A 21,933-nucleotide genomic window follows, 5' to 3' on the forward strand; every position below is an offset into this window, starting at 1 on the left:
TCAGATCCCTTCCATGACGGGTGCCGGCGCGGGCAGCGAAGTCCGAGACGGCGCGGGCGGCTTTGCGGGCGCGGGGGAGACGGCAGGTCGCTCGACCGCGGGGTCGGGCAGGGCGGCAGGACTCGGTGCCGGGGCCGGTGGTGATCCATCGGGGATCTGGCGGGTCTCGAGCCGCTCGAGGATGGTCACGGCGGCGGACCGGACGCGGGCGGCGGTGCTCTGGACCGTCTGGAGCGGGTCGCTGCCAGGGACGGTGGTGGCCCAGCCCGAGACGTAGGGCACGGTCGAGCCGGCCAGGTCCAGACCGTGGGCGGCCGCGACCATGAAGGCCACGGAGTCTGCTTCGACCTCCCGAATCCCGCGGTGCGGGGACCGGCCCTCACGCCCGGCCTCCGGAGTGGTGCCGTCGTCGGGGGCGGTGTCGTGCCCGGGAGCGTGGAGCATGGCGTGCGCGAGCTCGTGAGCGAGCACGGCCGCCTGTGCCCCGGACGGCAGGTCAGCGCTGATCTCAACGAGGCGTTCGGCGTAGGTCGTACGCCCGCTCGCGCCGTCGAGCGCGGCGGCGTCGGGGACCATCCGCAGGTCGTAGCCCAGCGCGGTGACCTGGGCGGCCAGGCCGTCCCACAGGCCCGGTGGCGCCTGCCCAGCTGGCAGCTGGATGGTCGGTGGTTCTGAGATGGGCGGGCCGTCGGTCTGAGAAACGTCCCAGACGTAGGCGGGCCGGACGCCGATCATCCGAGTCCGGACGACCTCGCCCGGCGCGGGCTCCTCGCCTTTGGACAGGCGGTGCCAGGAGGTGGGGTCGTCGTCGCGGCCGGCCATGCGAGCGGTGACCGGCGCGAGGATCTGGTACCCGGGCTGTCCCTTCAGCACGTGCCGGCCCAGGGCGCGCCATTGCTGAAAGCCCGCGACGTAGGTCGGTGCCGGCGCGGGGACGAGGCCCTTCTCGTGCGCGACGGTGTGCTGGGCCCAGATCAGCAGGGTGTTGTTGAACGACCGGGAACGGAACCGCGCGGCGAAGGTCAGCGCGCGTCGCCAGTCGTCACCCGTGACCAGGGCGTCGACGGCACTGGTGAGCTTGGCCTGCAGCTCGTCGAGCTTGGCGTTGCGGTCGGCGATCTTCTGCTCGAGCGAGCGGCTGTCCTTGCCCATCGCGGCCTCCTCGGTCTCAGAAGGCAGGTGCGCACCGTGTGCCAGGTTCAGGAGCCGCGCTGAGATTCCGCTCCAGGGGCGCGAGGCACCCGATAGGCCTGGTCGGGGGCAGACTGGAAGTAAGGGCAGGGCACGGGCGGTTGTGACCGGTGGGAACGCTGGTCTGACCAGTCGCCACGGATCGGGCAAACCGGCCATACTGTGGTTCGGTCCCTGCACCCCTCGAGGATGGCTCCGATGACGCAGCTCGCGACGTACACGCTGGACGACGGCACGAAGGTGCAGTTCGAGGTCGACCCGGATCTCGGGCCGACCGACGTCGGCGCCCGCGACGTCGCCGGGCGGCTGATTGATGCCACCAAGCCCGCTGTCGAGGCCGCCAAGGCGGTGCTGGACATGCTGCAGGACGCACGCCCGGACGAGGCGGAGGTGACGTTCTCGGTCAAGGCGTCGGGCAAGGCGAACTGGATCGTGGCCAAGGCGGCGACCGAGGGCACCCTCCAGGTGCGGCTGCTCTGGAAGGCCGCCGCTCCCGCCGCTGCCGAATGACGACGTGGCCGCCGCCGTGGGTGGCGATCGTCTGGTCGGGTGAGCCCGGCGCCAGGGAACAGAAGGGATCGGCGACGCTGGTCACGCCGACCCTGCTGATCACATGTCGTCACGTCGTGGACCAGGTCGAGACGCCGCTCGTCGTGACGTTCCCGCACCACGAGGAGGACTGGGACGTCGAGCTCGAGGTCGAGGTGCACCAGGCCGCCGGGCCGTCGGACGTCGCACTCCTCGAGCTCAACGCCGACGCTCCCGTGACCCCCGTCCGGATCCGGGCGCGCCGGCAGGCGGAGATCGCCGGCGAGTGGCGCACGTGGGGGTATCCGGTCAGCAGCAGCGGCGGACGGGACGACCGGGACGGGCACGCGGCAACCGGAACCGTCGAGGGCCCGATCGGCTCCGGCAGGGTCCGACTGGCGACCGACCCGGGCTCACGCCCCGTGACCCCCGGGTTCTCCGGGGCAGGCATCTGGTCCACGGATGCTGAGGCCGTCGTGGCGATCACCGTGCAGAAGTCCGACCACGACGAGGTTCGCGCGATCACCGTGTTCGAGGCCGCCAAGCGCTTCCCCGCCCAGCTCCAGCGGGTCGCCGAAGGTGGCATCGTCGGCGCCGATGACGTCGCGCTGCACGCCTGGAAGGTGACCGCCGACCCGGACTACGTCTCCCACTGGGACGCCCGCGCGCGCGGCGTGCGGACCAGCGGGGAGAAGGGGCACCGGTTCCAGGGGCGGCGCGCCGCTCTGGAATGCATCAACGACTGGCTCGATCAGGCGGACCGGCGCCCGTTGCTGGTGACCGGCTCGCCCGGGGTGGGGAAGTCCGCCGTGGTGGGCCGGGTCGTCACGACGGCCGACCCGCTACTCCGCACCCTTCTGCCCGACGACGGCGGGGTCCTCGCCCCGGCCGGTTCGGTCGCCGTCGCGGTGCACGCGAAGTCACGCACCCCGCGCGAGGTCGCCGAACGCGTCGCCGCCGCCGCGTTCGTCGACGTCCCGGCCGATCTCCGCGAGCTCGGCCAGAGCATCGCCGACGGCCTGGCAGAAGCCCCTCGCCCGTTCACTGTCGTGGTCGACGCGATCGACGAGTCGACCGATGCTCACCGCCTGATCGACGAAGTGCTGCGCCCGCTCTCGGAGACCGCCACCGGACCGGACGCCCCGATCCGGGTGCTTGCCGGCACCCGGCGCCGGGACGACGACGGCGACCTCCTCGCCCGGTTCGGACCACAAGCCCACCGCGTCGTGGTCGACCTCGATCTGCCCGAGTACTTCGAGCTCGGCGACCTCGTCCAGTACGCCCTGGCCAACCTCCAGCTCGCAGGGACCGACAGGTCGACCGCGTACGCCGACGTCACGGTCGCCTACCCCGTCGCGGCCCGGATCGCGGAGCTCGCGGGGCGCAACTTCCTGGTGGCCGGCCTCCTCTCCCACAGCCACGGGCAGTTCGACCCCCAACCCGTCCAGGCGGACGATCTCCGGTTCGACCCGGGCTCGGACGCCGTAGGACGCGCGCTCCAGGAATACCTCGACCGGATCGACGACGTCGACGGGTTCAGCGCCCAAGACCTGCTCACCCCGCTCGCCTACGCAGAGGCCCCCGGCCTTCCGCTGGACCTGTGGCAGGTCGCCGTCCACGCCCTGTTCGAGCGCGAGATCAGCCGCACGGTGCTGGACCAGTTCGTCAAAGGCTCCGCCGCGAACTTCCTCGTCGAGGCCACCCGCGGCGACCCTGCGTACCGACTGTTCCACGAAGCGCTCAACGAGACCCTCCGGGAGGCCCGACGGTGACCGACGGGAACGTACGCGACCAGCAACGCCTCACGGCCGCCTTCCTCCAGCAGGCACGGTCCACCGGCTGGTCCGACGCGCCCGACTACCTCAAGCGGTCCCTCGGCTACCACGCGGCGGCCGCCGGCCTGAGCGACGAGCTGCTCGGCGACGCCGAGTTCCTCCTGCATGCGGACCTGCGCCGCTTCCGCGGAACCCTGCAGACAATACCCACCGGGCCGCTCCGCGACCGGTACCGGCTCCTGGGCCTCACGCCGGTCGCGGCGGACCTCGACGCGGTCAGCCGGGGCGAGGCCTTCGCGATGGTCGAGGCCACGCAGCGGCTCGGGGACCCCTTCTATATGCGAGACCGGCATCCACTGTCCGTGAGTTGGTCTGCTACAAGCCCGTCTCAGGAACTCCTCACGCTGACTGGCCACACGGGCTGGGTGACCGCGATCGCCGTCCTGCCCGACGGACGCATCGTCACCGGCAGCGACGACGAGACGGTCCGGATCTGGGACCCGGACACCGCCACCCACCAGACTCTCGAAGGACACACCAGCGGGGTGTACGCGGTCGCCGTCCTGCCCGACGGACGCATCGCCTCCGGCAGCAGTGACGGGACGGTCCGGGTCTGGGACCCGGACACCGCCACCCACCAGACTCTCGAAGGACATACCGGCTGGGTGAACGCGGTCGCGGTCCTGCCCGACGGACGCATCGTCACCGGCAGCGACGACGAGACAGTCCGGGTCTGGGACCCGGACACCGCCACCCACACCCTCCAAGGACACACCGGCGGGGTGTACGCCGTCGCTGTCCTGCCCGACGGACGCATCGTCACCAGCAGCAACGACAAGACAGTCCGGGTCTGGGACCCGGACACCGCCACCCACCACACCCTCCAAGGACACACCGGCGGGGTGCACGCCGTCGCTGTCCTGCCCGACGGACGCATCGTCACCGGCAGTGACGATCGGACGGTCCGGGTCTGGGACCCGGGCACCGCCACCCACCAGACTCTCGAAGGACACACCGGCGGGGTGTACGCGGTCGCCGTCCTGCCCGACGGACGCATCGTCACCGGCAGCGGCGACGGGACGGTCCGGGTCTGGGACCCGGACACCGCCACCCACCAGACTCTCGAAGGACACACCGGCGGGGTGTACGCGGTCGCCGTCCTGCCCGACGGACGCATCGCCTCCGGCAGCAGTGACGGGACGGTCCGGGTCTGGGACCCGGACACCGCCACCCACACCCTCCAAGGACACACCGGCGGGGTGTACGCGGTAGCTGTCCTGCCCGACGGACGCATCGTCACCGGCAGCGGCGACGAGGAGGTCCGGGTCTGGGACCCGGGCACCGCCACCCACCAGACTCTCGAAGGACACACCGGCGGGGTGTACGCGGTCGCCGTCCTGCCCGACGGACGCATCGTCACCGGCAGTGACGATCGGACGGTCCGGGTCTGGGACCCGGGCACCGCCACCCACCAGACTCTCAAAGGACACACCGGCGCGGTGACCGCGGTCGCCGTCCTGCCCGACGGACGCATCGTCACCGGCAGCAACGACAAGACGGTCCGGGTCTGGGACCCGGGCACCGCCACCCACCACAGCCTCGAAGGACACACCGGCGGGGTGCACGCGGTCGCTGTCCTGCCCGAAGGACGCATCGTCACCGGCAGTGACGATCGGACGGTCCGGGTCTGGGACCCGGGCACCGCCACCCACCAGACTCTCGAAGGACACACCAGCGCGGTGACCGCGGTCGCCGTCCTGCCGGACGGACGCATCGTCTCCGGCGGCTACGACGGGTCGGTCCGGATCTGGGACCCCGGCACCGCCACCCACCACACCCTTGAAGGACACACCAACGCGGTATGGACCATCACGCTCCTGGAGAACCAGGCGGGCTCGTTCTGGATCGCCTCCGTCAGCGAGGACTGGACTCTGCGCCTGTGGGAGGTCGACGGCCCCGGCCGGCACACCACCCACCTCCCGAGCACAGCCCGCGCCATCGCCCCTACCTCGGACGGCGTCGTCCTCGGCCTCGATAGCGGCGTCCTCACCCTCCGCATCGACTGGGACCTGATCACCCGCAGGTGATCATGCGGCCCCGAACCCCGACCACGTGAGTGGCATGCCGAAGGTCGCGCTACCGCACCCTCGCAAGCACGTGGACAGCCGCTGTCTGTCGCTGCGCCGACCCGGATAGGAACGCCCGGCGAACGACTGCGTGCCGATCGAACTCGCCCGCTGCCTCGCTCCTGCCAGCGTGCAGGCCGCCGGAAGTACGAGCCGAGTTCGAGGGACGGGTTGTCGCCGTGACGGCCACCGGGGGTTCTCCCACAGTCACGACCCGAGCCGCGGGTGCGGTGGGTCCGAGGAATCAGAAGGGAGGCTCGATCCGTGGCCCGGTGCGCTCGACCGGCCTGCGCGCTGGGTCGGAGAACCCGACCGGTACCCGACGGCCTGGGCCGGGTGGCGCGACGAGTCCGCGGGCCCGGAGCACGGCGCGGATCCGGGCAGTCTCGTGTGCCGCGGCGCGGTAGTCCTCGAGCGTCGGGGAGAGCTTGTCCCATCGGACTCCGTCCTCGTCCGAGATGATCACCTCGCGCCAGCTGCGTCCCATATGACGCATGACCTTGTGGGCGAAGTCGGGTCCGTCCACGACCCGTTGGATGCTGCATTTCGCCTCGATCAGCTCGAACAGCCCGAATGGGCACGGGACCTCAGGCTCGATCGGATCGCGGCGTTCGGCAGCCCGTCCGTAGGCCGCGCTCTCGACCGCTGCGTGCTCTCGGCTGATGCGCCGCGCCACGGCCAGTCTCAGACGCTCGGCCGCCGGCCCGCTGCCCTTGACGCCGAGCGTCAGTGCCTCAGCGCGGTCGGCTCGCAGCGCCGTACGGCGATCCATCACCACGTCGAACCCTCCCCTCTACGGCTCCGCGCCGGGCTCACAGTCCCGGGCTGTCCGGCATCGTCCGTCGGACCTGTTCTTGGCTGGCGGGCGCAGGTTGGTGCTGCGGATCCAGGCGGTCGGGCGCGGGCCGCGGAGCAGGGTCTTGCGGTGCGCCGGGGTGGTCCGCCTCCCAGGCCTGCTGCGCGTGGTCGATGTCGTCGCGGGCCGCCTCGATGAGCACGGGGCGGAAGCGTTGGGGTTTGGCCCCTTCCTCCAGGGAGCGGGTCAGGAGGTAGGTGAGGTTCGCCTCGGGGTCGGCGTGGTTGAGCAGACCCCAGACGAGAGGCGGGTGCCATGCGGCAAGGAAGGCCGCTGCCGCAGCCGTCAGTGCGAGCGTCGGCCGCAGGTCCCGTGGCGCCGCGCGGAAGGTGCGGACGAGCGCGTCGACGTGCCCGTCGTGGACCTTGTCGGCGATGGTGTGCGCGATGACGGCCTCGCGCAGGACAGAGTCCGACGTCACGGCGTGAGCGAGTGTCTGCATCCGTCCCGGATCGTCGGTCCTTCCGGCGGCCAGGGCCTCCATCGCACCCACGGCCACGCTCAGCCGCTGAACGGGCGACAGGTCCGCGAGCTCTCGTGCCTTGTCCGGGTCCAGGGGCTCGAACAGGGGGTTCTCGAGCGGGGTGACCGAGTCCATGAGGTCCTGCCGCGACGCGGCGGGTGCGGGTCGTCCCCGCGCCACCATGTCAACCGCGCCGTCCGGGATCTGCTGCGGCGGGGTCCATCCGCCGGGGGTGTGGCGGCGCCAGGTGCTGCCGTCCACGTGCAGGACCATGGTCGCCACATCCATCGTCCGGGTGAGGTGGTCGGCAAGCAGCGTGGCGCGGCCCGGCCCGTCGGGCCCGTACCCGACCACGACGATCCGGTCGACCGTTTCCTCGCGCAGCGCCCGGGACATGTAGTCCGCCATCGCCTGGGCGATCACCGTGTCCGGCACGGGGTCGTCCCACTGGAGTGCGCCATGCACGATGGACCGGGCCGTCTTGTCGAACGCCCCAAGTACTACATGCTCGTCGGACAGCTGGTGCCCGACGACGAACGGGAGTCTGGCGACGTATGCGCCGATTCCGCGAGCCTTCGATTCCATCGTGACCGGCTCCTTCCCGAGATCGCCCTCCTGTGGGGCGCGTACTGGGCAGGTGTGCGTGCCCTGTCGCGCGAGGCGGGGATGCGGGGCGGCGTACTGGTGCGACGCTCGTTGCCGGCGGGAACGCCCGGAGCCGGCGCGGCCGACACCCCGGCGTCGCGGTCTACGCGCGAGCGCTGTAGCGAGCGTCGGTGTCGAACAGCGCCAGCTCGGTGTCATGCAGCTGAAGGGCGATATGGAAAGCCTTGCCGCCGATCTTCCACAACCCTTCGCCCAGACCCAGGTGTGGCAGCCGGGCGGTCTCGGCCGCGGTCAGCCCGAGGGCGGCTGCGGTCGGGCCGAGCTGGTCGGTCTCCTGCCGGTAGATGATCCGCGTCTCGGCGTTGGCCAGGAGCGAGGTGGCGGTGGCGCGGGCGGCCGAGCCTTGGTCGCCGACGTTGTCCAGGTCGGACAGCTTGTGGAACACGAGCAGGTTCGCGATGCCGTAGTGGCGGGCCAGACGCCACTGGGTGTCCATCCGTCGCAGCAGTGCCGGGTGGGCCATGAGGCGCCAGGCCTCGTCGTAGACGACCCAGCGCTGTCCGCCGTCGGGGTCGGCGAGCGCGGTCTCCATCCAGGCCGAGGCGCAGGTCATGAGGATCGACAGGGCTGCGGCGTTCTCCGCGACGCGCGACAGGTCCATGGACAGCATCGGCAGGCTGGGGTCGAACGCGACGGTCGAGGGGCCGTCGAACATCCCGGCGAGGTCCCCGGCGACCATCCGACGCAGCGCGTGCGCGACGGGCCTGCCGTCCTCTACGAGCCTGGAGTCCGGGTCGTCTGCCCGGTCGGGACGCAGGAGGAGGTCGACGACCTGCGGTAGCACCGGCACGTCGTCGGACGCCTGGACCGCGGCCGTCAGGGCGACGTCGATCGCGGTGTGCTCCACCGGAGACAGTGCCCGGCCGAGCGTCGTCTCGGCGAGCGCGCCGAGCAGGGTTCGGCGGCGTGCGCGGACCTGTGCGGTCCACTGCTCGTTGGTGACTGACGTGGGTCGCCGGCCCGGGTCGAGCGGGTTCAGGCGGGTGGGCATGCCAGGTCCGAGCTGGATGGCCCTGCCGCCGACGGCCTCGGCGATGACGGTGTGCTCGCCTTTCGGGTCGCACGGCACGTAGACGCGCCGACCGAAGGCGAGCGATCGCAGGTACAACGCCTTGGCCAGGGCCGACTTTCCGGCGCCGACGATGCCGGCGACCACGACGTTCGGGGCGGTGATCCGACCCCGCTGGTAGAGCACCCACGGGTCGTACGTGAACGACGCCCCCGTGGTGACGTCCTGCCCGATGAACACCCCGTCGGCCTCCAGCCCGCTGCCCGCGAGGAAGGGGTAGGCGGCCGACCAGGTCGCCGAGGTGTCCTGATGCCGGGGGACCCGCAGCCCGATCGGAGACCGCAGCGCGGCCGGTCCTGGCTCACCGGTGCGCGGCAGGTAGCGGGCCGGCTCGGACCGGGTCCGGGCTGGTTCCGCAGACCCGCGCGCCTGCAGCACCCTGACAGCCTGGCGCCGGGCCTGCCGTTCGGCCAGGGACTGCCTCGGCGGGGTCAGGAAGGCGGCGACATGGTGTCGCTCCTGCTCGTTCACAGGTCTGGCCCATCCTGCGTGACGGGACGATGCGACGACGGGGACGGCCCGGGAGGGGTCTGCTGTGAACGTGGCTGCGGCGGCGGTGCGGGCGGTAGCCAGGTGATCCGGCTCGACTGGGTCATTGCTGTGTCGAGGCTGCGGTGGGCGTGCTCAAGCATGAGGAGAGCGTTGAGGACGCCCGCGTGGACGGCCCCGACAGCGGCCCGGCCGCGTGCCGGGTCATCGCCGACACGGGCGCGGTCGGCGTTGCGGTCATGGGCCGCCCCAATCTGCTGGACCACCTGGGACAGCGACCGGATCAGGGCGAGCACGTCACCCAGCGCCCCGTAGGTGTCCTCGAGATGCTCCGGCGGTCCGTTCGTCCCGCTACCACGGTCATCAGGCCGGTCGAAACGGATCGTGGCGCGCACCAAGGCGCGGACGGACTCGCGCGCCAGCTCGGCGCCCGTCACGTGATCGCTGATGGTCGACATGAGGTTCCTCGCACAGGTCTCGTGGCAGGCAGGGGCCGACCGAGCTACGCGGCCGGCCCGTCGGGCTCACTGGGGCGGTCCATCTGGCGTCTGGCGGGCGGGTCGGGGACGACCTCGCCCGGTGTCACCGGCGAGAGTCGCGATGTGCGGTCGGGCCACCAGGCGGGTCGCTCGTCACTCGCCTCGAAACGGCGCAGCAGGTTGACGTGCCCGAGCCCCGGGTTCCAGACCAGGACGTACGGGCCCGACTCTGCGGTCCGGTCACCGGCATGCGCGGGCGGCTCGTCGTAGACATGCCCGTTGAACAGCGCGGCGTTGCGGGTCTCGTCGGGAGAGTCCCACTGCGACAGGTACTCGATCGCGGCGTCCACACCCCGCGTGTCGATCATGTCGACGACGTCGAATCCCTCGTCGCCCTGGAGGAACACGACGTCCCACCAGCGCGCAGGCGGCCACGCGGCCTCTGGTTCGTCGACCTCGTAGGCCTGGGCGTACTCCGATTCCGGGTCCTGGGACGCCTCGAGCTCGATCGCGAGCATCGCCAGCTCGTAAAAGTTCACGTAGGCGGCCTCGGGCACCCAGCCGGGGAACAAGTCGATGTTGTCCGACGGCGTCCCCGGGGAGCGGAGCGTGTGCTCGTACGCCTCCCCGGCCGCGACCAGGAACGACGCCAGGGTGCGGAGCATCGCATCGACGTCCGGCCGGTCCCCGACACCCGACCGCAGGTCCGACCCCTCGACGGGTCGATGCGACGGATCAGAGGTGTCGGTGATCCGGTAGCTGTACGACTGCCGGAACCCGCGGTCCGGGAGCGGCTCAGGCTCTCGGCCCGAGTGCCACAGTTCCAGACGCAGCGTCCCCGCAGCCCGGACGGTTCGAGAGAACTCCATGGTGCTCATGGGACGCAGGTGCGCGCCCCATACCGTTAGCTGAGGTCGGGCCCAGGGCGACTGTCGAACTGCTTACGCATCGTCCGCCGCTCGATCCCGGCTGCGAAGCGCGAGCGGGCTCGGAGCGGAACATTGGGACGGGCTAAGGTCCAACAGTGGCCGACGCGACAGCGACAGATCCGATCAACGACCATCGGTGGGAGCCGGCGCGGGTGCGGGCGAGGTCAATCGCGGACGAGCGCCTGGCTGTCGAACCACTAGAGACGCTGCTCGCCGAGATCATGGCGGCTGTCGCGCCTCTGCCGGTCGTGATGGACTACGTCGGCCGGTACGCGCAGCAGCGGGGGCGTACGGTCGAATTGCGCTACCCGTGCACTGGCGCCCTGGCGCGGCTGACGCGCCGGATCCAGTTTGGCAGCAGGTCCAATGGTGACCAGCACGAGTTGCTGGTCTTCTTGCAGTTCAATGACGATGCCGAGCTTGCTGCAGACCATCTGAGCAAGTACTTGGCTGAAGTCGAAGTCCGGCTCGAGGCCGAGGTCCGGGCGGTGAATCAAGAGATCGAGAGCGACCGCGCCGCCATCGCGGAGGCGGCCCTTGCTGTTCTCGAACCCCGATGGAAGACGACACGGACGCTCCGTGGCGCACTGGCCGCGCTGAACATTCCACTGGAGAAGAGTTCGGCGTCGACCCGGCTCATCCCTGCGCGGCCGGCTCCGCTGTCGATGACTGCTCTCGCTGCGGCAACAGGACGACACGAATGGGTCCTAGCCGACGAGCTCGCTGAGGGCGTTACGGAGACGATCGCGTCGTTCGGCCGCTCCCTCGAACGTATGCCCGCCGCGGCCGGCCGGCTTGTCGGTCACGATGAGGAGACTGTGCGCGACGTCATCCTCTGCATCCTTAACGCGACTTATCAGGGGCACGTGACCGGCGAGACCTTTATTGGAGACGGCAAGAGCGACCTCCTGCTGCGATGGCGTGACCGCGACGCCTTCGTCGGGGAGTGCAAGATCTGGAAGGGACAGGCTGCGCTGAAGTCCGGCCTGGACCAGCTCCTGACCCGGTACACCCTCTGGCGACAGTCCCGGATCGCGCTCGTAGTGTTCATCGACCAGCCCGCTGATGCCACGGCGATCATCGCCAAGGCCCACGCCGCCGTTCGGGATCATCCACGGATCATCCGCGTGCTCGACGACCACGAGCCAGAGCGCCGGGGCGATTACCAGGTCAGCGCAAGTGGTGACGAGCAACGACCCACTCATCTCACCCTGTTGCCCGTCGTGCTACGCCGACCGATCGAGCCTGCCGAGGCCTGATCAATTACCGAACCCTGCACGTGGCGACCGCGAGCGAGGCGAGAAAGCCGGCCGATTGCTGCCCCCACAGCCGACGGGTCTCGCACCCGGCCTGGATCGCGGTCTGCTCGACGGCGGCGACGTCGTGCTCGAGCTGCTCGGCGTCGGCCGCGGTGACGGTGATGAGCCCGATCGCTCGCAGGACGCCGTGCCCGGCGGCGAGTTCCGCCTCTTGGGCCAGGACGTCGTCGTACTCGGCGGTCTGGGTGGCGTCGTCGATCTGACCGACCTTGGCGCGTTGGGCGGCTTCGGTGATGTGGCTGGTCCGTTTGCGGCGTAGGTCGCGTGCGGCGACGTCGGCGCGGACCGGTTCCCAACGGATGGTGAGGGTGCGCTGGACGCCACTGGTCAGGATCAGCGGGGCGAGGAATCCCGGGTGGGTCGCGGTCTGCGGCCACTGCGAGATCCACAGGGTCGCGTGCCACGAGGCGTCGGACCGGAGCTGGCCCCACGTCTCGCTCACCCCGACCGGCCCGGCCGTCGCGAGGTCCCGTCCGGCCTTCGGGTTGCGTTCCAGGATGGGTCTGGTGCTCGGGTCGTAGGCGGTCCGCAGCCGCGAAGCGAGGGCGGCAGGATTGAGCGGCGGGGATGGGGTGAGGTCGGCGGCCCGTAGCGCGGTCGACAGGGTCTGGCTCTCCTGGCGCAGGACGGCTACGGCGCCGGGGAGGCCTCCGCCAGCGGCCCGGACGGCGGAGGTCGCTGCCTTGAGGTCGAGGGTCAGGGCGATGGTTGTCTCGTGTCGTTCGGCGGTCGGGCCGGCGCGTTCGATGAGCTCGCCGTAGATCCGGGCGGGCAGAGAATCATCGTCGGTTCCGCTGAACTGCCACCACTCGGTGAGCGATGCCCCCGAGCCGGGCAGGGTCCGCTCGGTCACGGTCAGGGCCGCGATGCGCCCGGACCGGCACACTGTTGCCAGGACCCGCCCCCAGGCGGCAACACGACGTGCTTGATCGGCCGGATCCTGCAGGCCGAACCCGGCTGAGGAGACCGGGACCGTGACGGTCAGGGTGGCGGCGTGAGGGTCGTGGACGAGCGCGGCGCCGGTGAGCGCGTCTTCGACGAGCCGCAGAGCCGCAGCCCGACCCGGCAGCGCGAGCGTCCCGGCCGGGCGCGGCCGGTCGATCCTGGCGTGGAACTCCAGGTGGCCGGTCAGCCTCCGCCACGTCCAGGCGGCCACGATCGGCAGCCAGTCCACGACGAACCGGCCACCGGCGGGCACGAGCGCGACCGCGCAGGCGACCAGCGTCCATGGCAGCACCATCAGGAGCATGCCTGCGCCGAGGTAGACGGCGGCGATGAACGGCACGACCCCCGCGGCGAGGCATGTGACCTGACCGGAGGTCAGGCCCAGCAGCAGCGCCCGCCTGGACAGGCGGGAGAACTTCACCGGCGCCAGGGCGGTGCTCGACGTCGCGGCTGTCGCGTGCGTGCTCATCGCTTGCCTCCCTGGTTTTTGAGCACCGTCGGTACCTCACGCACGGGTGGTGCGGCCGGTGGCCCGCCCGGCGAGGGTCGCGCGGTACGAGCGGGCGGGGGCGGGCTGCTGGCGGATGCGTGGTCCGCTTGCTGGCCGGCGGCCTGGCCGATCGTGGCACCGGCGCGTGGGCCCGCCGTGGTGGCTGTCTTTGCGGCCTGCGCGCCGAGGACGAGTGGTACCGCGACGGCAGCGCCTGCTCCGATGGCTCCAGCCTTCGCTGCTCCGGTAGCACCACCAGCCGCACGGCCCGCCGACGCTCCGACCGTCGGGGACGCGGCGCGCCCGCTCGAGGTGCCGGCCGCGCCGCCGTCGGGCCCGAGGACCTTGGGGATGTTGCGTGCCGCGGCGCCTCCGGCCACGGCGGCGCCCGCGGTGATCGGGACGGGCCGGTTGAGTGCGGCCTTGCTCTCCTGCTCGATCGACATCGCGTGGTACATGTCGAACCCCATGAAGTTGATCGCCTTGTAGGTCAGGTAGGGCGCGAACGCGGCCACCGCGAGGAGCACGACGCCGGTCAGCTTCTCCGACAGCACCGCGAGGTCGCCGTCGATCGGCGTGGTGATCAGCGAGGTGGCGAGCAGGAACACCACCACGACGACCAGCTTGGACAGGATGAGGGCGACGACGAACTGCGCCCACCTCGACACCCACCCGCGGGTCGCGTCCCAGGACGCCCCGGCCAGCGCCAGGGGTGCCAGGGCGACCGCCATGAGCAGCAGCGCCTTGCGGACCAGCAGGGAGATCCACAGGATGAACGCGGCCGAGACCGCCAGGCCCGCGAGGAAAAGCGCCAGGAGCGGGCCGACGGCGGGCAACCCCGTGGCGAGCGTCGTCGACACCCCGACCAGGGCCAGGTCGGCGCCGAGGTCGTCCATCGTGGTGCCCGCCGCAGCCACGACGCCCAGGCAGACCTGGTCTGTGATCTCCAGCAGCGTGCCGGTCAGCGCGACGACGGCGAACGAGCCGAGCGCGCTCTTGGCCAGCCCCCCGGCCGCCCGGGCCAGGGCCCCAGGCTCTCTGCGCAGCATCCCCGTGATGACCTGGAGCAGGAAGAACGCGAGCATGAGGAAGACCGCCACACCGAAGACCAGACCGTAGACACGGGTGAACCGGTCGCTGGTCAGGTCGACGGCGGTGGTCGCGTCGAACACCGTCCAGAGGTTCGTGATGAGCCAGGAGGCCGCATCGCCCATGACCTCCGCGAGATCGGCCAGGATGCCGCCGACGGCGGACTGCGTGTGCTCGGCGGCCTGCTGGCACACGACGGCGGTGATCGGGTCGGCGCAGACCATGGTCACACCGACTGCCCGACGGACCAGAAGAAGTTCACCGCGGTCACCGAGGCGCCGCAGATGATCGCGGCGCCCAGCGCCACGAGCACTCCGGTCTTGCCGCGGCCGGCGAGCTGCGGGTTGGACGAGTTGGCTCCGAGCGCCCAGACGATCGCCGAGATGATGACGCCGAGGACCGCGCAGATCAGGCCGACGGTCATCAGAGCGCCGACGATCGTCTGGAGGGCGCCGATGCCGGGCAGGCCGTTGGTGTTCGGGTCGATGTTGATTGCCGTGTTCATGGTCGGGCCTTCCGTTTCAGAGGTGGTTGCCGAGCTTGAGGAGCCAGGTGCCCCAGCCGAGGGCGGCTCCCGCCAGGGCAGCGCCACCGAGGGCGACGAGGACTCCGGTGCGGGCCTTGGCAACGGTCTGCCAGCTGCCTGCGGAGGCCGCGACGGCCCAGGTGATCGCCGAGGCGATGAGCACCGCGATTGCGGTCAGGAGCGTGAACGTCAGCAGCGCGCCGACGACCTCGCCGAACCCGGTCCCGGCGACGGCGGAGAAGTCCGGCCTGACGGCGCTCATGTCCGGGCCCCGCGAGGCTTGGACTCCGTTTCGGGCTGGTAGGTCACGCCGGTGAGCTCGCCGGGCGGCAGGTGCGGCCCGGTCGTGGTGGCGGTCCACCCGTCCTTACCGTGGTGGAGCTCGAGCCCGAACAGCGCGTCGTCCGCGCTCAGCCGGACGGTGGCGCCGTCGTGCTCGCCGGCTGTCGTGGTGTTCGTGTTCATCGGGATCCTCCGGTCGAGCAGGCCGCCGGGGCGGCGTTCGTCAGGTGCTCCGGGCCATGGGCGGCGAGCCACGGCTCGGGGTCCGTGGGGGAGTACCACCCGCCGGGGTGGACCTCGAGGTGCAGGTGTGGGCCGGTTGCCGCGCCGGTCGAGCCGACGGCGGCGATCTGCTCACCGGCCGCGACGACATCGTTGACCTGGACGGTGACCGACCCGTCCTGGAGGTGGGCGTAGGCCGTCTCGAACATCTCGCCGCCGATGTAGTGCAGGAGGACGACGACGTTCCCGCCGCGCTCGTCGCGCAGCACGTGGGTGACGATCCCGTCGGCCAGCGCCAGGACCGGTGTCCCGGCCGGGGCGGCGTAGTCGACCCCGGCGTGCAGCATCGTGGTCCCGTAGACGGGGTGGACCCGGTGCCCGTACCCGGAGACCCGCCGCCAGCTCCCCTCGGGTAGCGGGAACACGATGGCGGATGCCAGGGCTGTTGCGGGTGCGGCATCCGAAACCACGGCCGGCGTGGAAGCCTGGGATGCTGCGTCCGTCGGGGTGGTCAGTGCGGTCAGGATCGCTTCGGCGACCGGCTCGTAGGCGGCGTACCGGTCGGGGTAGGCGGAGACCTCGACGGCCTGCGCCGCGGCGCCCTTGGGCATCGACTCCCAGCGAGGGATGTCGAGCAGCCCGCGAGGAGAGCCGTCGTTCGGGCCGGTGGGGCCGCCGAAGAACGCTCGGGCCTGGTACACCGGGTCCATCAGGTCGGCGACCGAGCCCCATCCGGCGGCTGGGCGCATCTGGAACAGGCCGAGGGAGTCGTGGTCGTGCCCGACGCCGTCGTGCGGGTAGGTCGCCGAGTCCGGGTAGACGGTGTTGGCGAGCATCCGCAGTCGCGACTCGGTCAGCGCCGCCATGAGAGCGATCACGACGGCGTCGCGCCCCACCCCGTCGGTCGCGGCGCCGATCCGCACGATGGTCGCGGCGTGGGTGAGCTGGACCTGGTCGAGCCGGACCGTGATGCCGTTGGCCGTCGTCGCGGTCAGGGTCTCGGGGACGGTGGTCACGGCCGGCGCGCAGGCCGCCGGGCGGGCCATGGCGCTGACGATCGTGATGATGACGAGGCCGACGGTCGGCCCGAGCAGCAGGACCGGGAAGACCAGATAGGAGAGGAACTTTCGCATGGTGGCCTCACTCCAGGACCTTGCCGGGTGCGCCCAGGCGCAGCAGCCGGCAGTCGTCTGTGGCCGGTTCGCACAGCACGAACACTGTGAGAACGACCGGGTGCGTCGTGGCCTGGGTGCGTCCTGCGACCGTGCCGGATCGGTGACGGACTCCCCGGACGGTGACGGCCGTGGTCCCGGGCCGCAGGTCGCGCAGCTGTCCGGTTCCTGCTGCCGCGGACCACGCGGCCGGGACCTCGGCGACGTCGACGTCCAGCCACTGGCGTGTCTCGTACTCGCGCAGCCGCTGCCACCACGCCTCGTCGGGCAGGTACGCGGACAGGTCCGTGAGCAGACCGGGGGTCTCCTCACCGGTCGGGTCGGCGACCGCCAGCAGCTGGCTGGTGACCGACTCCGGCGTGTCGGCGGTCGTGTCCCAGTCGAAGACGATCGACACGGCCCGCCGCGCGAACCCCTCCGCCTGCCGGGCCGTGTTCGTATCCGGGTCGTCGTGGCTGGCGTGGGGCGTCGGTGCTGGCGCCGTCGGCCGTGTGGTTTTCGGCGTTGATGCCGCGGTCGAGGAAGACCCGGCCGGTCCGGCTTGCAGCCCGCCCAGGACGAGATGCAGCAGCGCCGCAACGACCACGGCTCCTGCGGCAAGGACCATGACCGCGAGGCGCCACCGCTCGGGCATCGCCCGGTTCATGACCGGGCTCCGATCGCGATGACCGGCGCGAGCGGCACGGCGGTGCTCTCGGTCGTGGAGTTCTCGCGGGCCGCGCGCATCTGCTCGACCGTCGTGTCCAGCCGCTGGCGCATGTCGCAGATCGCCTTCCAGTCGTCCGGCGGCAGGGCGGGTCCGAGGATCGCCGGGTCGTGCCGGTCGAGCAGCTGGGAGACGCCCTCCCACGTCGCCGCCCACGTCCGCAGCGCATAGAGGCTGACCGGACGCGCAGCGACGGGCTCGCTCGGTTCGGGCGCCAAGTTGCCGTGTGCAGCGGAATCGGTGGTTTCGCCGTGCTCGCGCAAGGCGGCTTGGACGGCGTCCCACTCGGGGGCGACCTTCCCGCCGCCCTCGATCCGGTTCACGGCGTCCACGGCGAGGTCACGCACCGCGGACGGGATACCTGGCTCGACGGCGAGGTCCATGAGCTTGCCGATGCGCTCGAGCGCCTGCCACGACTTCCGGCCGGTCGCGAGCATCGCGGCCTGGTCCCGGGTGTCACCACGGCTGGCGAGTGCCTCCGGTCCCGTTGAATCAACGAGTCCCGGAATGGTCGAAGTGTCCGTCTCCGTGGCGCCAGTGTCACCGCTGTAGCCGCCGGGCTCGCGGCGGAACCTGGAGGCCTCCTGACGGCGACGGGCCTCCCCGGCGAGCACCTCCTTGAGCTCCCGGTACAAGGTGGCCTGCTCGGAGGGGGTGTAGGCCTGGCGCAGGGTGTTCTCGTCGTGTTCGGCCAGGAGGCGCCCGGCCTCGTCGGACAGCCCGGAACGGACCCACACACGCACCTCGTCCCATCCCAGGCGCTTGACCGCCTCCAGCCGTCGCCACCCGCAGACCAGGACCCGCGCCGGAGTGATCGTGATCGGCTGCAGCATCCCGAGCTTCGCGATCGACGCGGCCAGCGCGTCGAGGTCGCCGACGTCCGTGCGGTGCCGGACCCCGACGACGATCGAGTCCACGGCGACCGACAGCGCGCCGATCCGCTCCCGGGCCTCAGGCATGACGCACCCCCTGCGCTGGTGCCGTGCGGCCGAGCGCCGCCATCAGGCGGGCGTCCGCCAGGAGCAGCACCGGGCGTGCGCCGAGGACCGCGCGCTCCAGCAGGCCCGGGCGCCCGGGCTCACCGAGCAGTGCCCGGCACAGGTCGGTCCACGCACGGTGGCTGATGTCCAGCAGGTGCAGGGGAGTGATGTCCCGGCGCAGCGCGTCCAGGGCAGAGACCGGGTTGCCGTGCTCGGACAAGCCGTGACAGACGTACTCGATGACCACACGCGCGTCCTCGGGATACCAGCCCGCCATCGAGAGCATGGTGCGGGCGGTGATCATCCCGAGCCGCACATCCCTGCTCGTGAGGGAGTCCCGTGCGGAGGCCGCGCCCGGCACGAGGTGCGCCGGTTCCCGTCCTGTTGTGCCCGCCTGCGCGAGTCCCGCGGCTCGCTCGACGGCGACAGGGATCGCCATGTCCTCGGTCAGGTCGCTGAACCGCTCGACGTGATGGTCCAGGTCCATCGAGCGGCGGGCGTGGTCGACCGAGCAGAGCAGGCGGTCCGCACGGTCGGCGGCCTGCATCGTGCGCTGCACCGCCCGGGTGACCACAGCCCACGGGTCGTCGGCGTCCAGCGTGCTCGGTAGGCGAAGCACCTCGAACGCCGCCACAGCGGCATCCCCGGCCGTCTGCCCGTACCGGCGCGCCAGCAGCTCGTACTTCTCCTGGCAGTACGCAAGCAGCGCCGGGACGTCCGGCTGCGTGCGCCAGCCCACCCGGTAGACGTCCAGCAGCAGACGCCGGATGCCGTGCGGGCTGGCGAACCACGGCTCGCGCCCACGATCGGGAACCCGGCTGGGCACCAGGGGCGTGCCGACTTGGGGCGTGGTGGTATCGGCGAGCGCGGTCATGACGGCTCGACCTCCTGCCGGGTCGCAGCACGTGCGGCACGGTGCGCTGGGCCAGCCAGACCGCGGGCAGCAGCCTTGGCGGCACGGACCGGAGCCCGGCGGATGCCCCGCAGCAGGTGCCCGTACAGGTCGACGCCGCGGACCAAGCCGCCGACGACCTTCGGATCGTGGTGCAGGTCGGTGACCCGGGCCCACCGCAACCGGCGGCTGTCCTCGCTGCCGGGCGCGGCGTCGCGCCGCCCGGACGGGTCGCCGTGGACGGCGAACGGGTTCGGCCCGTCCGGGACCGACGCCTTCGAGATCCCGGTGCGGGAGACCGGGGTGTGCTGGTCGTTCATGAGATCGCCACCTCAGGAGGGTCCAGGCGGCGCCCGCCGCCCGGAGGATGCAGGGAACCGGCCCGGTCAGGGACCGGGTGTGCGGCGCGCGTAGCGCGTCGGAACGCCGACCGGATCGTCGCCTCGGTCTCGCGGGCACCAAGTCCCGCGTGCAGGGCGGCGTTGCCGATCGTGGACAGTGCGGTGCCGAAGTCGTGCCCGTGCTCGGCCAGGCGGCATGCCGCCCAGAAGAGGCCGGCGTTGCGTCCGCCCTCCGGCCGGGAAGCGACCCAGTCCGCGAGCCTGATCGGGTCAGCCCCCTGTCGGACGCTCCACGGAGCGGTCCGGGGGAAGGCGGCCACGTCGTCGCGCGGATCGAGGAAGGCGCGCAGCGCCCGCCCGTCGACCGGGCCGGGAGCGTGACTGGCAACCTCGACCACCTCGTAGCGGCCCGATGAACCGTCCTCGTAGGCGACCCTCGACGGCGGCACGACGACGTAGCCGCCGTCGGTCCGGAAGTCGACATGCCTGCCCGGCACCTGCCAGCAGGACTGCCGGCTCACGTTCGGGAACCACGCGTGCAAGCCACCCGAGGGCGTGCGGACCAGCAGCGCCCAGCTCGCCGACAGGCCCCGCTGGACGGCCTGGGCGAACGCCGCCCGGCCGATGGACTCGTCGTCGTGGACGTCCACGTCCACGACGTCCCACCCCGAGGCGGCACCGGTCGGGATCGCGACGTTCGCCTCCGGCCAGGTACGCCACCACCGGGCGACCTCGACCAGGTCCGTCGTCGCGTCATGGAACCCGTGCTCCGTCGCCGGCCGCTTGGTCTGCGGCACGTAGGGGAAGACCGGCACCCCGGCACGGGTCAGGAGCCGGACCGTCTCGGCCACTGTCGGCGCAGTAAACGCAGCGACCAAGCCGCTGGCGCGGTGGTCGAGTCCTGCGGGCTGGCGGGTGTCCATGCCACCACGCTGACGCCCGGGAATCGAGCCAATCGCGCGCGCGAAACCGCGCATTGAAAACGCGCCTCAGTCGTAGCCGCAGGTCAAAAACGCGATGGCACGCCGAGGGTCGGACGACGTGCCTCAGCCCGAAGTAAAGGGACCGCAGGCGCGCACGCCGAGGGTCCAGGGGCGATGCGCGCTCGGCATGCCGATCGCTGCAAGACGTCGCAGGTGCGGAGCCGTGGTGCGTCGCTGCTATGAGGTGCTGTCAGGCTGACGGCCTACGACCTGCGTGATCAGTTCGATCGTGGCCAAGTACCACCAGAACATCCAGTCGAGGAAGACGACGTCGTACTCGCTACGCTGCCCTTCGCGCCGGTGGCGCACGTCGAACTCGTTTGCGATCTGGAACAGGGCGCCTTCGTCTTTGCTGAAGAGCGTGTCCTTGAGCAGCTTGCGGTGTTCCTCGAGGATCCGCGCGAGAGCGCTAACCGCTGAGCGCTTCGCCTCACGATCCGCGCTCCGGGAGCGGAACAGGGCGATCGCGTGCTCCAGAGCAGACCGCTCCCCGGGTCGGGCGCTTTCGATCGCGCTCTGCATGAGGGTCTCCCTGGCGTCGTCGGAGTACCCGACCACCCGACCGACGTCCTCCCCGCTGTCGGCGATTCGGAAGGGAAGCCCGCGGTCCGCGAATAGTCGGTTCACCTCCATGCGGAATACGGCTTGCCCGACCCCAACGACAGGCTCGGAGTGGTGCCGTCCGCAGTCGCTGAAGGAGTGGTAGCGCTCCACGTTCCTCGGGCGCGCGACGAGGTCGTGCAGAACCTCCACGACGGAGAGGAAGACGTCCGGCTCCCACGTGGTGGCGTCGCGCAACGGGTCGACGTCCGGCACGCCGAGCGCGTCTTCGATCGTGTCGACCGGGCCACGCAAGTCACGCTGGTCATCGACACAGTCGATTCCCCACGCGCGGTCGAAGTAGCCTCTTGCGTCGAGTTGCTGCACGATTCTTGAGAACCTGCGCTTGGCTCCGGCCCAGTCGGGAGCGTGGCTGGACGGTAGCCCCTGACGGCGCTCCATGTAGTACCGCGGTCGTGACGCGCGCGCCTCTCGCAGCTCGTCGTGCCGACCAGCAAGTTCGGCAAGAACCCGACGGCCTCCCCACTCACTCGCTCTGAAGGCTTCAACCGGGCTCGACCCTGCGAAGGCCTCCTCGAGAAGCAGTTCGCCCACGGCCCCCGCACCGTTGTCGGGTCGGGCCAGGATCGCTTGGAGTTCCGCGACAAAGAGATCCCGCGGCCAGACAAGACCGAAGTCCGGCTCTGTGAGCGGCAATGTGCTCACGAGCGAATCATCCTGACGGTCGCCATCGTCAGCCCGCCCCGGTTCGAACTGATCCGCGAGCCGCTCGGGACGGTCGTGCTTCCTGCTGGTAGACCCATGTCAGGAATGTACTGGTTGGCGAACGGGCGAGCACGTCCGTCACCGGCCGC

Annotated in this window: 22 protein-coding genes; 4 read left to right on the forward strand and 18 right to left on the reverse strand. The window is 71.3% G+C overall.

The genetic code is table 11. From position 1 onward, the window contains the following. A complete protein-coding gene (locus AC060K_RS06960; protein WP_483764698.1) occupies positions 1 to 1,152 on the reverse strand; it encodes an ArdC-like ssDNA-binding domain-containing protein in 1,152 nt (383 codons plus the stop codon). A gap of 237 nt (positions 1,153 to 1,389) precedes the next feature. On the opposite strand from AC060K_RS06960, the gene AC060K_RS06965 reads away from it, so the two are divergent. The 3 genes from AC060K_RS06965 to AC060K_RS06975 are packed head-to-tail and all read left to right on the forward strand — an operon-like array spanning position 1,390 to position 5,581. Further along, positions 1,390 to 1,701, forward strand: a complete 312-nt coding sequence (locus tag AC060K_RS06965; RefSeq protein WP_483764699.1) for a CU044_2847 family protein — start codon at positions 1,390 to 1,392, stop codon at positions 1,699 to 1,701. Further along, positions 1,698 to 3,491, forward strand: a complete 1,794-nt coding sequence (locus AC060K_RS06970) for a S1 family peptidase (RefSeq protein ID WP_483764700.1) — start codon at positions 1,698 to 1,700, stop codon at positions 3,489 to 3,491. Before AC060K_RS06965 ends, AC060K_RS06970 begins: the two co-directional genes overlap by 4 nt. Next, complete coding sequence (locus tag AC060K_RS06975) at positions 3,488 to 5,581, forward strand: WD40 repeat domain-containing protein (RefSeq protein ID WP_483764701.1); 2,094 nt, start codon at positions 3,488 to 3,490, stop codon at positions 5,579 to 5,581. Before AC060K_RS06970 ends, AC060K_RS06975 begins: the two co-directional genes overlap by 4 nt. A gap of 283 nt (positions 5,582 to 5,864) precedes the next feature. Here the strand turns inward: AC060K_RS06975 and AC060K_RS06980 are convergent, their stop codons facing one another. From AC060K_RS06980 to AC060K_RS07000, 5 genes are all read right to left on the reverse strand, one after another. Continuing rightward, the gene (locus AC060K_RS06980; RefSeq protein ID WP_483764702.1) at positions 5,865 to 6,398 is read right to left on the reverse strand and encodes a hypothetical protein; all 534 of its coding nucleotides are present in this window, start codon (positions 6,396 to 6,398) and stop codon (positions 5,865 to 5,867) included. 34 nt (positions 6,399 to 6,432) lie between these two features. Beyond that, entirely contained in the window at positions 6,433 to 7,524 is a 1,092-nt protein-coding gene (locus AC060K_RS06985; protein ID WP_483764703.1) for a hypothetical protein, read from the reverse strand. 163 nt (positions 7,525 to 7,687) lie between these two features. Further along, positions 7,688 to 9,145, reverse strand: a complete 1,458-nt coding sequence (locus AC060K_RS06990; RefSeq protein ID WP_483764704.1) for an ATP-binding protein — start codon at positions 9,143 to 9,145, stop codon at positions 7,688 to 7,690. After that, a complete protein-coding gene (locus AC060K_RS06995; RefSeq protein ID WP_483764705.1) occupies positions 9,142 to 9,621 on the reverse strand; it encodes a hypothetical protein in 480 nt (159 codons plus the stop codon). The genes AC060K_RS06990 and AC060K_RS06995 overlap by 4 nt, the downstream gene beginning before the upstream one ends. Before the next feature lie 44 nt (positions 9,622 to 9,665). After that, entirely contained in the window at positions 9,666 to 10,511 is an 846-nt protein-coding gene (locus AC060K_RS07000; protein ID WP_483764706.1) for a hypothetical protein, read from the reverse strand. A 155-nt stretch (positions 10,512 to 10,666) separates the two neighbouring features. On the opposite strand from AC060K_RS07000, the gene AC060K_RS07005 reads away from it, so the two are divergent. Continuing rightward, on the forward strand, positions 10,667 to 11,830 hold the full coding sequence (locus AC060K_RS07005; RefSeq protein WP_483764707.1) for a hypothetical protein: 1,164 nt from the start codon (positions 10,667 to 10,669) through the stop codon (positions 11,828 to 11,830). A 4-nt stretch (positions 11,831 to 11,834) separates the two neighbouring features. Here AC060K_RS07005 and AC060K_RS07010 read toward each other — a convergent pair whose 3' ends face one another. From AC060K_RS07010 to AC060K_RS07065, 12 genes are all read right to left on the reverse strand, one after another. Further along, positions 11,835 to 13,304 carry an SCO6880 family protein gene (locus AC060K_RS07010; protein WP_483764708.1) on the reverse strand — a complete coding sequence of 490 codons (1,470 nt, stop codon included), beginning with the start codon at positions 13,302 to 13,304 and terminating at the stop codon, positions 11,835 to 11,837. Then, positions 13,301 to 14,638 (reverse strand): conjugal transfer protein TrbL, encoded by a 1,338-nt coding sequence (locus tag AC060K_RS07015; protein ID WP_483764812.1) that lies wholly within the window; start codon positions 14,636 to 14,638, stop codon positions 13,301 to 13,303. The genes AC060K_RS07010 and AC060K_RS07015 overlap by 4 nt, the downstream gene beginning before the upstream one ends. Before the next feature lie 2 nt (positions 14,639 to 14,640). Beyond that, the gene (locus tag AC060K_RS07020) at positions 14,641 to 14,919 is read right to left on the reverse strand and encodes a DUF6112 family protein (RefSeq protein ID WP_125777997.1); all 279 of its coding nucleotides are present in this window, start codon (positions 14,917 to 14,919) and stop codon (positions 14,641 to 14,643) included. A gap of 16 nt (positions 14,920 to 14,935) precedes the next feature. After that, positions 14,936 to 15,202, reverse strand: coding sequence for a DUF6112 family protein (locus AC060K_RS07025; protein WP_483764709.1), 267 nt, complete (start codon positions 15,200 to 15,202; stop codon positions 14,936 to 14,938). Then, a complete protein-coding gene (locus tag AC060K_RS07030; RefSeq protein WP_483764710.1) occupies positions 15,199 to 15,405 on the reverse strand; it encodes a hypothetical protein in 207 nt (68 codons plus the stop codon). Before AC060K_RS07030 ends, AC060K_RS07025 begins: the two co-directional genes overlap by 4 nt. Then, positions 15,402 to 16,577 carry a M23 family metallopeptidase gene (locus AC060K_RS07035; protein WP_483764711.1) on the reverse strand — a complete coding sequence of 392 codons (1,176 nt, stop codon included), beginning with the start codon at positions 16,575 to 16,577 and terminating at the stop codon, positions 15,402 to 15,404. Before AC060K_RS07035 ends, AC060K_RS07030 begins: the two co-directional genes overlap by 4 nt. Before the next feature lie 7 nt (positions 16,578 to 16,584). After that, positions 16,585 to 17,262 (reverse strand): hypothetical protein, encoded by a 678-nt coding sequence (locus AC060K_RS07040; protein WP_483764712.1) that lies wholly within the window; start codon positions 17,260 to 17,262, stop codon positions 16,585 to 16,587. Then, positions 17,259 to 18,281 (reverse strand): ParB N-terminal domain-containing protein, encoded by a 1,023-nt coding sequence (locus AC060K_RS07045; RefSeq protein WP_483764713.1) that lies wholly within the window; start codon positions 18,279 to 18,281, stop codon positions 17,259 to 17,261. The genes AC060K_RS07040 and AC060K_RS07045 overlap by 4 nt, the downstream gene beginning before the upstream one ends. Beyond that, the gene (locus AC060K_RS07050; RefSeq protein ID WP_483764714.1) at positions 18,274 to 19,176 is read right to left on the reverse strand and encodes a hypothetical protein; all 903 of its coding nucleotides are present in this window, start codon (positions 19,174 to 19,176) and stop codon (positions 18,274 to 18,276) included. Before AC060K_RS07050 ends, AC060K_RS07045 begins: the two co-directional genes overlap by 8 nt. Beyond that, complete coding sequence (locus AC060K_RS07055) at positions 19,173 to 19,514, reverse strand: hypothetical protein (RefSeq protein WP_483764715.1); 342 nt, start codon at positions 19,512 to 19,514, stop codon at positions 19,173 to 19,175. The genes AC060K_RS07050 and AC060K_RS07055 overlap by 4 nt, the downstream gene beginning before the upstream one ends. Beyond that, positions 19,511 to 20,458, reverse strand: coding sequence for a bifunctional DNA primase/polymerase (locus AC060K_RS07060; RefSeq protein WP_483764716.1), 948 nt, complete (start codon positions 20,456 to 20,458; stop codon positions 19,511 to 19,513). Before AC060K_RS07060 ends, AC060K_RS07055 begins: the two co-directional genes overlap by 4 nt. A gap of 237 nt (positions 20,459 to 20,695) precedes the next feature. Further along, entirely contained in the window at positions 20,696 to 21,784 is a 1,089-nt protein-coding gene (locus AC060K_RS07065) for a hypothetical protein (RefSeq protein ID WP_483764717.1), read from the reverse strand. Positions 21,785 to 21,933: the final 149 nt, after the last annotated feature.

This window comes from Antribacter sp. NEAU-D49 (genome assembly GCF_057158775.1).